The organism is Zemynaea arenosa (assembly GCF_004614185.1).
In the GTDB taxonomy this organism is placed as follows: Bacteria; Pseudomonadota; Gammaproteobacteria; order Burkholderiales; family Burkholderiaceae_D; genus Telluria; species Telluria arenosa.
The window spans coordinates 1-12458 of record NZ_SPVF01000008.1 but is presented as its reverse complement, the minus strand read 5'-3'; the positions used below and the strand labels follow the sequence as shown (position 1 = coordinate 12458).

Sequence of the window (12458 nt, the reverse complement as noted above, 5' to 3'; positions counted from 1 at the left end):
CGCTGGTGCGCGCACGGGCCAGGTCGCCCAGCTGCGCCATCGCGATGCCGCGCAAGGCCAGCGCAGGCGCATCGTCACGCAGCGCGACGCGGTTCAGCGCACCGAGCGGGTCACCTGAGGCCAGGGCCAGGGCCGCCGCCGTGATTATCGAGTCCATCGCAATCGCGCCAAACTTGTCACTCCCACCTGGTGATCGGTCTTTCTTAATCTAGCACACATCCCTCACCCACCCAGAAAGGAAAGACCATGACGACACATCAAACCGGGACGCGCGAAGAATGGCTGGCCGCACGCCTGCGGCTGTGGGACGCCGAGCGCGAACTGACACATCGCAGCGACGAACTGGCGCGCCAGCGGCAGCAGCTGCCGTGGGTCCGCATCGACCAGGACTATCAGTTCGACACCGAGACCGGGCGCGCTTCGCTGCGCGACCTGTTCGCGGGCCGCTCGCAGCTGCTGGTCTATCACTTCATGTTCGGGCCGGACTACAAGGCCGGGTGCCAATCCTGTTCGGCCATCGCGGACGGGTTCAACGGCATCCAGGTGCATCTGGCCAACCACGACGTGATGCTGATGGCGGTGTCGCGCGCACCGCTGGACAAGCTGCGCGCATACCAGGAGCGCATGGGCTGGAATTTCCCGTGGGCGTCTTCGAACGGCAGCGACTTCAACGCGGACTTCAATGTCTCGTTCAGCGAAGAACAGCAGCGCGAGGGCATCGAGTACAACTACCGGCGCGAGCCGCCGATGCGCATGTCCCTGGAGGGTCAGACGATGTCCGAGTGGACGCAGCTGGGCAGCGCCAACCCGGTCGCCTTCCAGGCCGGATCGAGCGGCACCGACGTCCCGACCTACACCCGCGAGCGCCCGGGCCTCAGCGCCTTCGTGCTGGAAGACGGCGTGGTGTACCACACCTACTCCACCTTCTCGCGCGGACTCGATGGCCTGTGGGGCATGTACCAGTGGCTGGACCGCGCGCCGCTCGGCCGCAACGAGAGCGGCGTATGGTGGCGGCGGCACGACGAGTATCCGGCGAAGTGAGTCATGGGCATGGCCAGCGCCGCTGCCGCGTGGCCGCTCATGGACGACATGGGCGGCATTCCCATGCCCGGCGGGTGGTCGCTGTCCACGGTGTGGCTGCCACTGTGCGGCCAGTCGTGGCTCGCCGCCTGGCTGCACTTCACTGCGATGTGGGCGGTGATGATGGTGCCGATGATGCTGCCCGCGCTGGCGCCGCCCCTGTGGCGGTATCGCGCGGCGCTGGCGCGCAGCGGTGTGGCGCGGCGGCAGGCGCTGTCGAAGTGCGTGGCGGCGGCCTTCGGCTGGAGCGTCGTCTGGTTGATGGCTGGGGTCGTGCTGTACCCATTCGGCGCGATGGCCAGCGAGATGCTGCTGCAGGTGCCGCGCCTTTCTGCGCAGGTCCCGATGCTGTCCCTGGCCGCGGGCAGCCTGGGAGCGTGGTGGCATCTCGCCACCTGGCGTGCGCGCTGCAAGGAGATGCCGCGCACTGCCCATAGCGGGGTTCCAGCCCACGCGGCGTGGCGGCACGGCGTCGCGCTCGGCACGCATTGCGTGCGCGCGTGTACAGGCTTGATGGCGGCGCTGCTCGCGGCGGGCCTGATGGACTGGCCCGTCTGCGCCGCCGGCACCGCGCTGGTGCTGGGCGAGCGCCTGCTCGCCAGGCCGTCAATACAATCTAAAAATGCTTAGTACAGAGAGTATTTGTTTTGCTATCATCCCTTGATTGCTCTGCAACACTCTTTGTTCCATGAAGCTGCTCGTCAAAGTCAATCTGGGTCTGGTCGCCGTCTTCGGCATCGGCTTTCTCGCCACCGGCTTTTTCACCCGCCAGGTCCTGCAGCAGAATGCGGAGCGCGAAGTGATCGGCAGTGCGCGGCTGATGATGGAAGCGGCGATGGCGGCGCGCGGCTACACGACCGGCGAGATCAAGCCGCTCCTCACACCGCAGCTGGCCAAGGCCTTCCTGCCGCAGAGCGTTCCTTCATATGCCGCAACCCAGAGCTTCGCGGCCCTGCACAAGTCCCACCCCGACTACTCGTACAAGGAAGCGACGCTGAACCCGACCAACCCGCGCGACCGGGTGGTGGACTGGGAAGCGGACGTGGTGCAGCGCTTGCGCGACCATCCCGAGATGAAGGAATTCATCGGGCAGCGGAACAGTGAGTCCGGCCCGTCGCTGTATCTGGCGCGGCCGATCCGCATCAACGACGCGCAGTGCCTGAGCTGCCACAGCACCCCGGCCGCGGCGCCGGCCAGCATGCTGGCCCTGTATGGCCCGAACAATGGCTTCGGCTGGAAGCTCAATGAAGTCATCGGCAGCCAGATTGTCTCGGTCCCACTGGACGTGGCGATGCGCCAGGCCGACCGCACCGTCAACGTGATCATGACCGGCTTCGCGCTCTCGTTTGCTGCCCTGCTGGTGTTCGTGAACGCGGTGATGTACTGGCTGGTGCTGCGGCCCATGCAGCGCATCGCGCGCATTGCGGACGCTGTCAGCGAAGGCCGCGCCGATGCGCCGCCGTTCCCCAAGGGGGGCAGCGACGAACTGGCGGTCCTCAGCACCGCCTTCACCCGCATGCGGCGCAGCATGGAAAAAGCGCTCGCGCTCCTGGATTGAGCCATGCCCTACGACGTCTTCCTCAGCCACTCGCACGTCGACAAGAGCTATGCCGACGCCATCTGCCACTGCCTGGAACGCGCGGGCGTGCGCTGCTGGGTGGCGCCACGTGACATCCGCCCGAGCGAGGACTGGGCCGAGGCCATCATCAATGGCATGGACCAGTGCCGCATCCTGCTGCTGATTTTTTCGTCGAGCTCTAACAATTCGCCGCAGGTGCGGCGCGAGGTCGAGCGTGCGGTCAACAAGGGGCTGACGATCCTGCCCTTCCGGATCGAGGCGGTGCCGCCGTCCAAGAGCCTTGAGTACTTCATCAGCACCCAGCATTGGCTCGATGCGTTCGGGCGCGACCTGGATACCAGCCTCGCGGAGCTGCTGCACAGCGTGACGGCCGCACTCGGGCCGCGCGAAGAGACGGCGGTGCCGACGCAGCCGGCCTTCGTACCCGTGGCGGCACCGGCGCCCACCGCTGTGGTGAGCGCCTCGGGGCTGCCGCTGGCCGAGCAGGAACCGCTCGCCCTGGAACTGGCGCGCGTACTCGGGCCAATCGCGCGCCAGCTGGTCAAGCGCGCCGCGCTGCCGGGCCGCAGCCGCCAGGATGTGATCGCGACGGTGGCGCTGGAAATCGACGACGACGCAGAACGCAAGCAGTTCCTGAGCCGATGCAGCGCTCAGGCTTCGTAACCTTCACCGGTCATCCCCTTCTTGCGGCGCCGGCGCATGTGCGTGCGGCGCCCCTTTCAGTGCTGTCTGCCCATGCCCAGTCTTGATATCCGCTGCCGCAGTGCCGGCCGTATCCGCAACTTCTTCCGCAAACGCCTGCTGCTCGCGGGCTGGCAGGCGCGCGAGCTCCCGGCCGCGCCATCGCAGGAGAGCAGCCAGTCCCTGCTCGAAAAGCTGACGGGCCGCGTGCTGCTGCAGCGCGTGACCAGCGCCTTGCACGAAGCGGATACGCTGGCCCAGCGCATCGGCGGCTGCGCGCGCGATGCGTACACGGTGCTGTATGGCTGCGCGGCGCTGGCGGTGCTGCTGGCTGCATGGGGTGTCGCCTCCACTTCGCCAAGCGTCAAGCTGATGCTGGCGGTGGCGGAACTGGGCACGCTGATCGTCCTGTTCCTCACCTACCGCAATGCGCACAGCGTGAACTGGCATGAGCGCTGGCTGGGGTTGCGCTTTCACGCGGAATTCCTGCGCTGCCTGCCGGTGCTGGTGGCCCTGAACCATGACCGTTCGCCATTGTGGCTGCACGGGCGGTCGCAGGCCGACCTCAGGGACGATCATGCGGTGCTGCCGCCACACCTGGCCGCGCTGGCGGGACATCATCACGCGAGCGAGGATGCACGCGCCGCGGCGCATGAACGCGCGCAGCATGAGGTGCGCACACAGCTCCTCGGCCAAATGGAGGGGATCTGCCGCGACGACGAATGGACCTATACGTGGACGGCGCTGGAATATGCGCGCCAGCTGGCGCGCCAGCAGCTGCGCTACCACTGCCGGAGGGCGCAGGAGGAGCAGCTCATCATGCACCGCGTGCACGCGATCTCGCTGGTCAGCTTTGCGGCGACCATCGCGGCTGTGATGGCGCACATGGTGTGGCACGCGGCGTTCCTCACCATGATCTCGACCGGAGTCCCGGCGTTTGCGGCATCGCTGCAGGGCTTTACGGCGCAGGAGGAATCGGAGCGGCTCGTGGCCTCTTCCAGTTCGATGGCGCATCGGCTGGATGCGTGGCTCAATACCGGGGTCGATGCCGACGCGGAGCTGGCGGAAGTGCAGGAGCATCTGTCGAACCTTGTGGAGCTGCTGATGTCCGAGGTTCATGACTGGCATCGGCTGTTTGGCGAAAAAGGCTTGTATCACCTGGGCTGACTCATGACGGCATCTACTCCCTTTGTCATCGCTGTCACCGGCCATCGGGACTTGCATCCCGATGACTGCGCGCGGGTGCGGGCGCAGCTGGCCCAGGCGCTCGACGACATCGCGCGCGCCAGGCCGGAGGCGCGGCTGGACTGCCTGTCCGCGCTCGCGGCCGGGGCGGACCAGCTGTTTGCCGAGGAGGTGCTGGCCCTGCAGGAGAGGCTCGGTGCGCGGCGCGTGCGACTGCTGGTGCCTTTGCCGATGCAGGAATCTGCGTATATTGAGAGCCAGGAGCAGCCTGGCTCGCAGGCCTTCCGCGACAGCTACGTCGCCTTGCGCGCCCGCGCGCAGGACGTATTCGAGGTTCCTTACGATAGTGGCCCCGCCACCGACGCCGCGCCCTACGTGCGCCTGGCCGAATATCTCGCCGAGCGCGCGGACTTTCTACTCGCGCTCTGGAACGGCGACACCACCGCCACACGCCAACCCGGCGGCACCTTTGACGCCGTGACGCGTTATCTCGCTACACCAGGCCATGCCGTGCTGCACATCCCTGTGCGCCGCGCCGATGCACGCGGAGTTGCACCGTCCCTCATTCCGGTGATTCTCACGGCCGATGGCGCGGGAGCCCTCCACCGCAACGCCGATGCAAATGCGCTATCGCGCTACCTCACCACTCCCAGAACCAGTACTCGCGCGAGTTGAAGGAGCCGCCACTGCAGACGATATCCGAAGCCGACCTGATATCGATGTGGCCACCATGACCGTCGAGGTAGCCCGGGACGCGCCATGGAACCAAAGAGTGGCTAGCTGAGACAATTCGTCCCGATGTATGGGCTTTGCCTTCAAGTAGGATGCTCAGCAAGGTGCGCCAACATCTCGATCGCACCGCCTCAAGTGATGGCTTAGCAAAATCATGGATTGGATCCCGGTTTTCCTCGTGACGTTCAAAGGTCTCGTGCTCGCCACGGGCATGTTCTTCGCCATCAAGTGGCACTACGACCAAGGGAAGAAGGGGAAGCAGCAGGCTGACGAAAGGCGCACAGTGTTGCGCGCAAGCGGCAAGGTGGCCGCCGTGTTTATGCTCTCGCTGCTGGGATTGGGTCTGTTCACCGTCGCCCTGATCCGGATGCTCAATCTGGATATGGGTTAGACGACGCGAGTATTGGTAGGCCTCCCCGGAGTCGAACCGGGCACCAACGGATTATGAGTCCGCTGCTCTAACCAGGCATGAGCTAGAGGCCCCTGGGGGAAAACTGGTAGACGAGAAACGAAAGGGGCGAGGATAAGTGGTCCTCCCCGCCCCCGTCAAGGCTTAGCTGCCTTCGAGGAAGCTCTTCAGCTTGTCGGAGCGCGACGGGTGGCGCAGTTTGCGCAGGGCCTTCGCTTCGATCTGGCGGATGCGCTCGCGCGTGACGTCGAACTGCTTGCCCACCTCTTCCAGCGTGTGGTCGGTCGACATCTCGATGCCGAAGCGCATGCGCAGCACCTTGGCCTCGCGCGGCGTCAGCGAATCGAGCACGTCCTTGACCACGCCGCGCATCGACGCGTGCAGCGCGGCATCGGACGGCGCCAGCGTGTTGTTGTCCTCGATGAAGTCGCCCAGATGCGAATCGTCGTCGTCGCCGATCGGCGTTTCCATCGAGATCGGCTCCTTGGCGATCTTCATGATCTTCCGGATTTTGTCTTCCGGCATTTCCATCTTCACCGCCAGCGTCGCCGGATCGGGCTCGGCCCCGGTCTCCTGCAGGATCTGGCGGGAGATGCGGTTCATCTTGTTGATGGTCTCGATCATGTGCACCGGAATACGGATGGTGCGGGCCTGGTCGGCGATCGAGCGGGTGATGGCCTGGCGGATCCACCACGTCGCATAGGTCGAGAACTTGTAGCCGCGGCGGTACTCGAACTTGTCCACCGCCTTCATCAGGCCGATGTTGCCTTCCTGGATCAGGTCGAGGAATTGCAGGCCGCGGTTGGTGTACTTCTTGGCGATCGAAATCACCAGGCGCAAGTTGGCCTCGGTCATCTCGCGCTTGGCCTTGCGCGCCTTCATCTCGCCGGCCGCCATCTGGCGGTTGATGTTGCGCAGGTCCTGCAGCGGCAGCACCACGCGCGCCTGCAGGTCGATCAGGCGCTGCTGCAGCTCCTTGATGGTCGGGATGTTGCGTCCGAGGATCGCGGAGTAGGCGTGCCCGGCGTTGACCTCGCCATCGACCCAGTCCAGGTTGGTCTCGTTGCCCGGGAACACCTTGATGAAGTGGGCGCGCGGCATGCCGCACTTGTTCACGGCAACGTCCAGGATCTGCTTCTCGATGTGGCGCACCTCGTCCACCTGCCCGCGCAGGGTGTCGCACAGCTTTTCGACGACCTTGGCGGTGAAGCGGATCGCCAGCAGCTCGTTGGAAATCGCTTCCTGGGCCTTGACGTAATTCTTGGAGCCGTAGCCTTCCTTCTCGTAGGCGCGGCGCATGCGGTCGAACTGGTCCTGGATGACGGCGAACTTCTCGAGCGCGGTCATCTTCAGCGCTTCCAGCTGCTCGGCCGAGTAGCCGGCGGCGCCGCTGGCGGCCGGTTCCTCTTCTTCCTCGGCCTCCTCTTCTTCGGCGTCCTCGTCGTCCTCGTCCTCGTCGGAGGCGGCGGCCTCGGGCGCTGCGTCCTCGCTCTCGTCGACCATGCCGTCGACGATCTCATCGATCTTGATCTCGTCGTTCTGGATGCGGATCGCGGCCGAGATGATTTCGGCGATGGTCACCGGGCAGGCGGAGATCGCCTGGATCATGTCCTTCAGGCCGTCTTCGATACGCTTGGCGATCTCGATCTCGCCCTCGCGCGTGAGCAGCTCGACCGAGCCCATCTCGCGCATGTACATGCGGACCGGGTCGGTGGTGCGGCCGAAGTCGGAGTCGACGGTGGAAAGGGCGGCTTCCGCGGCGGCCTCGGCTTCGTCGTCGCTGGTGACATTCGGCACGTTGTCCGACAGCAGCAGCGTTTCGGCATCGGGCGCGTGCTCGTACACGGCGATGCCCATGTCGTTGAAGGTGCCGATGATGCCTTCGATCGCTTCCGGATCGACGATGTTATCGGGCAGATGGTCGTTGATCTCGGCGTAGGTGAGGAACCCGCGTTCCTTGCCGAACTTGATCAGCGTCTTGAGTTTCTGGCGGCGCCGTTCGAGTTCTTCCTCGCTGGCCTCGGTGTCCGACGAGAACGCGTCTTTCAGCAGCGCCTTTTCCTTGGCCTTGCGGTCCTTGGCCTTGGCCTTGTCCGCGGCCTTTAGCTCGGCGCGCTCGACGGCGTTCAGTGCCGCCACTTCCTCGTTCTCGGGCTGGAAATCCTTCGGTTTGCGCCCGCGCCGCCCCGGCACCTTCACCGTGGGCAGCACGTAGCCGGACGTGTCGATGGCGGCCAGGGTGGCGGCATCGGTGGTCTGGTTGACGGCAGGCGGAGCCGCAGCGGGACGCACGTCGGCCTTGTCGACCGCCTTGTCCGCTTTGGCAGATGCTTTGGTTGGCTTCTTGTCAGCCGCTTTGGTTTCAGGTTTCTTCGTTGCCACAGGCGCTTTCGATGTCTCGAAGACTAGCTAGGTTGAACAAACAACTTAGTGTGAACAAACTACCGGACACACACCTCTTACTACCCTACAGGCCGCGCTACGCGAACCAAGCGTGTTAATACTAAGCCATCAAAACTTAGCGTTTTATTATAGCATGCACCCCCAAGTATTCCAGTTGTGCACGACTGTGGGGAAACACCCAGACCGCCCTCTACGGCGGGCCGTATCGCGCGCCTAGCGCGGTGCCATTTCGGCGGCTGCCTCCCGCATCAGCTGGTCCTGCAGCGCATTGATCTCCCGGTAGCGGACGCCCATCTGATCTGAGGTCAGTCCGGAAGAAAACAATGTTTTCAGCTCTTCCTTCAGCATATCCATCTTGATCTGGCGGATGAAACTGCGCAGTTCCAGGCGAACACTGTCGAACTCGGTTTCGGTGGACGAGGCGATCTCGCTGATCAGCCCGTCGAATTCGGAACTGACCAGCTTGATGTTCTGGCTCATCGCCGCAAACGTGCCTGCTTCGCCCAACGCCTGGCCGATGCCCACCAGCAAGGACAGACGCTCCCACGACTCGCCGCCCAGCGATTCGAAGGCCTTCAAGGCAGGCTCGTCGATCTCCATGGTCAGCACCGGGTGCGCGATCAGGTGGCGCAGCAGTTTCAGTTCAAGCCCAACCGGTTCGGGCCGACCCTGGCGCGGGGGCGGGCGGCGCACTTGCGCCACCGGCTTGGACAGTTCGAACAGGCCCTCGATCTCGGCGGGTGTGCTCTGCGTCAGGTTGGCCAGGCCGCGCACGATCTGCAGACGCAGCGCGGTCGGCGTCATCGCCTGCAGTAGCGGCTTGGCGTCGAACTGGGCGCGCGCGCGGCCTTCCGGCGTGTCGATGTCGTGATCGGCCGTGACCTCGCGCAGCAGGAACTGCGACAGCGGCATCGCCTCGTCGATCTCCTGGGCGAAGGCGTCGGCCCCGCGCTCGCGCACGAAGCTGTCCGGGTCGTGTTCCTGCGGCAGGAACAGGAACTTGATAGTCTTGTTGTCGGTCACATGCGGCAGGCAGGCCTCCAGCGCGCGGCGGGCAGCGCGGCGGCCGGCCTTGTCGCCGTCGAAGCTGAAGATGACCACGTCGGTCTGGCGCAGCAGCTTTTGCACGTGCGTCGAAGTGCAGGCGGTGCCGAGCGTGGCCACGGCCTGCGGGAAGCCGAGCTGGGCCAGCGCGACCACGTCCATATAGCCTTCGGTCACCAGCACGTAGCCGGCGTCGCGGATGGCTTGGCGCGCTTCGAACAGGCCGTACAGTTCGTTGCCCTTCTGGAACAGCGGGGTCTCCGGCGAGTTCAGGTACTTGGGCTCGCCACCATCCATGACCCGACCGCCAAAGCCGATCACCTGCCCCTTCGTGTTGCGGATCGGGAACATAATGCGGTCGCGGAAGCGGTCGTAGCGGCCCTGCTTGTTGCCCGCTTCGTCCACCTTGTCGATCACCAAGCCAGACTCGGCCAGGGCCAGCGCGTCGTAGTCCGGAAACACGGCTTTCAGCGCATTCCACTCGTTGGGCGCATAGCCCATGCCGAAGCGGGCGGCCACTTCGCCGGTCAGCCCGCGGCCCTTGAGGTAGGCGACGGCCTGCTTCGCCCCGCGCAGCTGTTGTCGGTAGTACTCGCAGGCCCGCGACAGCGCGTCCGACAACGCCATCGACTGGGCCTGCTGGGCGGCGCGCTGGGCGGGCGGAATCTTGTCGTCCGCATCGGGCACGACCATGCCGACGTTCTGGGCCAAGTCCTTCACCGCGTCGATGAAGCCCATGCCCGAGTATTCGATCAGGAAGCCGATGGCGGTCCCGTGCGCGCCGCAGCCGAAGCAGTGGTAGAACTGCTTGGTCGGGCTCACGGTAAAGCTCGGCGACTTTTCGTTATGGAACGGGCACAGGCCCATGAAGTTGGCGCCGCCCTTTTTCAGCTGGACGTAGCGGCCGACCACATCGACGATGTCGACACGATTGAGCAGATCGGTAATGAAGCTTTGGGGGATCACGTTAGGTGGACAGTCTTTGTTCCGGGTCAGACCATCAGGTCAGACTATACTGCCGTGATTGTCGGAGCTTGATTTTCCACAAGACGTGGACTCTCGACAAGAGGCGCCGCGTGCCGGATAAAAGGGCACGCGGCGGTCCGGCGTTGCAGATCAGCTACCAGAGAGGGTCTTCTTGACCTGGGCGGAGACCACGGTCATGTCCGCCCGGCCTGCCAGCTTCGGCTTCAGGATGCCCATCACCTTGCCCATGTCGCCCGGCCCGGCCGCGCCGGACTCGATCACGGCGGCGGCCACCTCGGCGGCGATTTCCTGTTCCGACAGCCCGGCCGGCATATAGGCCGCCAGCACGGCCAGCTCGGCCTTCTCGATGTCAGCCAGGTCGGCACGGCCGCCCGCTTCGAACTGGGTGATCGAATCCTTGCGCTGCTTGATCATCTTTTCAATGATAGCCAGGGTCTTGGCGTCGTCCAGCGTGGTCTGCTCGTCCACTTCCTTGCGCTTGATGTCGGCGAGGATCAGGCGGATGGTCGCCAGGCGCTGGGTCTCCTTGGCGCGCATCGCGTTTTTCATGTCGTCGGTGATCTGGTCTTTCAGGCTCATGATTCTTCTTTCGCGGAAACGGTGGACAGAAAATGGCAAAACCCGCCGCGGCAATACCGGAGCGGGTCTGGCAGGGCCCGGGACGAAGTCCGCACGGGCCGCGAAGTGAAACTGGAATTAGTACAGTTTCTTCGGCAGTTGCTGGCTGCGGATGCGCTTGTAGTGGCGCTTCACGGCAGCGGCCAGCTTGCGCTTGCGCTCTGCGGTCGGCTTTTCGTAGAACTCGCGGGCGCGCAGTTCGGTCAGCAGGCCGGTTTTTTCGATGGTGCGTTTGAAGCGGCGCATGGCCACTTCGAACGGCTCATTCTCTTTAAGGCGAATAGTGGTCATGTAAGAAATTCAAACCGTTGGAATCAAGGGAAGAACGAGATTCTAGCACCGTTTGGCAACGAATGGAAGACTTCTCTGCTCCCGCTGGTCAGCTGTGGACTTCTGCCAACGCTTGCCCAGCGGCCACCCCCGAGGCCCAGGCCCACTGGAAATTGTAGCCGCCCAGCCAGCCCGTGACGTCGACCGCCTCGCCTATAAAGTACAGGCCGTGCACTTTCTGGGCCATCATCGATTGCTGGGACAGCTCCCTGGTGGCGACGCCGCCAAGGGTGACTTCGGCCTTGCGGTAGCCTTCCGAGCCGTCCGGGACAATGGACCAGGCGTTGGCGGCGGCGCCCAGGGCACGCAGCCTGGCGTCTGGCAGGTCGGCCAGGCGGGCATCAGGCTGCAGACCAGCGGCGCTGATCAGGCCGTCGGCCAGACGGGCGGGCATCCACTGGGCCAGCAGGTTGTGCAGATGTTTTTTGGTCGAACTCTTGTGTTCGATGAGTTCGGCGGCCAGGTCGAGCTCGGGCAGCAGGTTCAGGCTGATCGGCGTGCCCGGCGTCCAGAAGCTGGAGATCTGCAAGATCGCCGGGCCGGACAGGCCGCGGTGGGTGAACAGCAGATCTTCGCGGAAGTGACCGTAACGTGCGCCCTTCCCCTTGCGCGAACCGGTTTCAACGTCGACTTCCAGCGCCACGCCGGCCAGCGGGACGAACGGTGTCCAGTCGGGGCCGTGAAAGGTCAGAGGGACCAGGCCGGGGCGCGGTTCCACCACCTCCAGGCCGAACTTCTTGGCCAGCCGGAAAGCGAAATCGGTGGCGCCGATCTTGGGGATGGACAGGCCGCCCGTGGCCACCACCACGGATTTGGCGGCGATCTCGCCGCCATCGGTGTGCAATACGAAGCCCGTAGCGGTTTGGTCGACGCCGGCGACCTTGCACGGCATGCGCCACTGCACCCGGCCCTTGGCGCACTCGGCCTGGAGCATTGCGATGATCTGCTCGGCGGAGTTGTCGCAGAACAGCTGGCCCTTGTGCTTTTCGTGATACGCGATGCGGTAGCTCTTCACGAGCGAGATGAAGTCCTGCGCCGTGTAGCGGGACAGCGCGCTCTTGCAGAAGTGCGGGTTGCCGGACAGGTAGTTCGCAGGGCCGGCGTTCACGTTGGTGAAATTGCAGCGGCCACCGCCGGAGATGCGGATCTTCTCGGCCAGCTTGCTGGCGTGGTCGACCAGCACGACGCGCAGGCCGCGCTGCCCGGCCACGGACGCGCACATCATCCCGGCCGCGCCCGCGCCAATCACCGCCACATCGAATTGTTCCGCCATCGCCCCGCCAACCGCTCACGCAAAGGCGTGATTGTACCGTCTGCCGATGCCGCAGCGCAGCCCGCACTCTGCTCGGCGGGCGTGCCGGTCGCGAGCATGAGGCGCGCGCGGCGGTGCCGCACCAGGCGGCGAAAGCC

The 12458-nt window shown here is 64.9% G+C and carries 12 protein-coding genes, 1 tRNA gene and 1 pseudogene; 7 read left to right on the top strand and 7 right to left on the bottom strand.

Going from position 1 to position 12458, the window contains the following annotated elements; all coding sequences use genetic code 11:
- Positions 1–157 (bottom strand): annotated as a pseudogene (locus E4L96_RS00610) (helix-turn-helix domain-containing protein); the annotation flags it as partial.
- 89 nt (positions 158–246) lie between these two features.
- Between E4L96_RS00610 and E4L96_RS00605 the strand changes: the two are divergent.
- The 7 genes from E4L96_RS00605 (at position 247) to E4L96_RS00575 (ending at position 5648) form a co-directional block, all read left to right on the top strand.
- Entirely contained in the window at positions 247–1041 is a 795-nt protein-coding gene (locus tag E4L96_RS00605) for a DUF899 domain-containing protein (protein ID WP_135205305.1), read from the top strand.
- Between the two features lie 3 nt (positions 1042–1044).
- Positions 1045–1710: a copper chaperone gene (locus E4L96_RS00600; protein ID WP_135205304.1), complete on the top strand. Its 666-nt coding sequence runs from the start codon at positions 1045–1047 to the stop codon at positions 1708–1710.
- A 58-nt stretch (positions 1711–1768) separates the two neighbouring features.
- A complete protein-coding gene (locus tag E4L96_RS00595) occupies positions 1769–2638 on the top strand; it encodes a Tll0287-like domain-containing protein (RefSeq protein ID WP_135205303.1) in 870 nt (289 codons plus the stop codon).
- A 3-nt stretch (positions 2639–2641) separates the two neighbouring features.
- The gene (locus E4L96_RS00590) at positions 2642–3322 is read left to right on the top strand and encodes a toll/interleukin-1 receptor domain-containing protein (RefSeq protein ID WP_135205302.1); all 681 of its coding nucleotides are present in this window, start codon (positions 2642–2644) and stop codon (positions 3320–3322) included.
- 72 nt (positions 3323–3394) lie between these two features.
- Complete coding sequence (locus tag E4L96_RS00585) at positions 3395–4507, top strand: hypothetical protein (protein WP_135205301.1); 1113 nt, start codon at positions 3395–3397, stop codon at positions 4505–4507.
- 3 nt (positions 4508–4510) lie between these two features.
- Complete coding sequence (locus tag E4L96_RS00580; protein ID WP_135205300.1) at positions 4511–5200, top strand: hypothetical protein; 690 nt, start codon at positions 4511–4513, stop codon at positions 5198–5200.
- Between the two features lie 211 nt (positions 5201–5411).
- On the top strand, positions 5412–5648 hold the full coding sequence (locus E4L96_RS00575; protein WP_135205299.1) for a hypothetical protein: 237 nt from the start codon (positions 5412–5414) through the stop codon (positions 5646–5648).
- A gap of 13 nt (positions 5649–5661) precedes the next feature.
- Here the strand turns inward: E4L96_RS00575 and E4L96_RS00570 are convergent.
- The 6 genes from E4L96_RS00570 to E4L96_RS00545 all read right to left on the bottom strand — a co-directional run bounded on the left by E4L96_RS00570 (position 5662) and on the right by E4L96_RS00545 (position 12321).
- Positions 5662–5740: transfer RNA gene (locus tag E4L96_RS00570), tRNA-Ile, on the bottom strand.
- 70 nt (positions 5741–5810) lie between these two features.
- The gene (gene rpoD, locus E4L96_RS00565; RefSeq protein WP_135205298.1) at positions 5811–8048 is read right to left on the bottom strand and encodes an RNA polymerase sigma factor RpoD; all 2238 of its coding nucleotides are present in this window, start codon (positions 8046–8048) and stop codon (positions 5811–5813) included.
- Positions 8049–8282: 234 nt separating this feature from the next.
- Positions 8283–10079, bottom strand: a complete 1797-nt coding sequence (gene dnaG, locus E4L96_RS00560; RefSeq protein WP_135205297.1) for a DNA primase — start codon at positions 10077–10079, stop codon at positions 8283–8285.
- Between the two features lie 150 nt (positions 10080–10229).
- Complete coding sequence (locus E4L96_RS00555) at positions 10230–10679, bottom strand: GatB/YqeY domain-containing protein (protein WP_135205296.1); 450 nt, start codon at positions 10677–10679, stop codon at positions 10230–10232.
- Positions 10680–10796: 117 nt separating this feature from the next.
- Complete coding sequence (gene rpsU / locus E4L96_RS00550) at positions 10797–11009, bottom strand: 30S ribosomal protein S21 (protein ID WP_005665410.1); 213 nt, start codon at positions 11007–11009, stop codon at positions 10797–10799.
- Between the two features lie 88 nt (positions 11010–11097).
- Positions 11098–12321: a BaiN/RdsA family NAD(P)/FAD-dependent oxidoreductase gene (locus E4L96_RS00545; RefSeq protein ID WP_135205295.1), complete on the bottom strand. Its 1224-nt coding sequence runs from the start codon at positions 12319–12321 to the stop codon at positions 11098–11100.
- Between the last annotated feature and the right edge of the window lie 137 nt (positions 12322–12458).

Bases quoted from the DNA above. Each gene is read 5' to 3' on its own strand.
- E4L96_RS00545 (WP_135205295.1), bottom strand. From the start codon at position 12,321: ATGGCGGAACAATTCGATGTGGCGGTGATTGGCGCGGGCGCGGCCGGG.
- E4L96_RS00600 (WP_135205304.1), top strand. From the start codon at position 1,045: ATGGGCATGGCCAGCGCCGCTGCCGCGTGGCCGCTCATGGACGACATG.
- E4L96_RS00595 (WP_135205303.1), top strand. From the start codon at position 1,769: ATGAAGCTGCTCGTCAAAGTCAATCTGGGTCTGGTCGCCGTCTTCGGC.
- E4L96_RS00575 (WP_135205299.1), top strand. From the start codon at position 5,412: ATGGATTGGATCCCGGTTTTCCTCGTGACGTTCAAAGGTCTCGTGCTC.
- rpsU (WP_005665410.1), bottom strand. From the start codon at position 11,009: ATGACCACTATTCGCCTTAAAGAGAATGAGCCGTTCGAAGTGGCCATG.
- E4L96_RS00585 (WP_135205301.1), top strand. From the start codon at position 3,395: ATGCCCAGTCTTGATATCCGCTGCCGCAGTGCCGGCCGTATCCGCAAC.
- E4L96_RS00580 (WP_135205300.1), top strand. From the start codon at position 4,511: ATGACGGCATCTACTCCCTTTGTCATCGCTGTCACCGGCCATCGGGAC.
- E4L96_RS00555 (WP_135205296.1), bottom strand. From the start codon at position 10,679: ATGAGCCTGAAAGACCAGATCACCGACGACATGAAAAACGCGATGCGC.
- E4L96_RS00605 (WP_135205305.1), top strand. From the start codon at position 247: ATGACGACACATCAAACCGGGACGCGCGAAGAATGGCTGGCCGCACGC.
- E4L96_RS00590 (WP_135205302.1), top strand. From the start codon at position 2,642: ATGCCCTACGACGTCTTCCTCAGCCACTCGCACGTCGACAAGAGCTAT.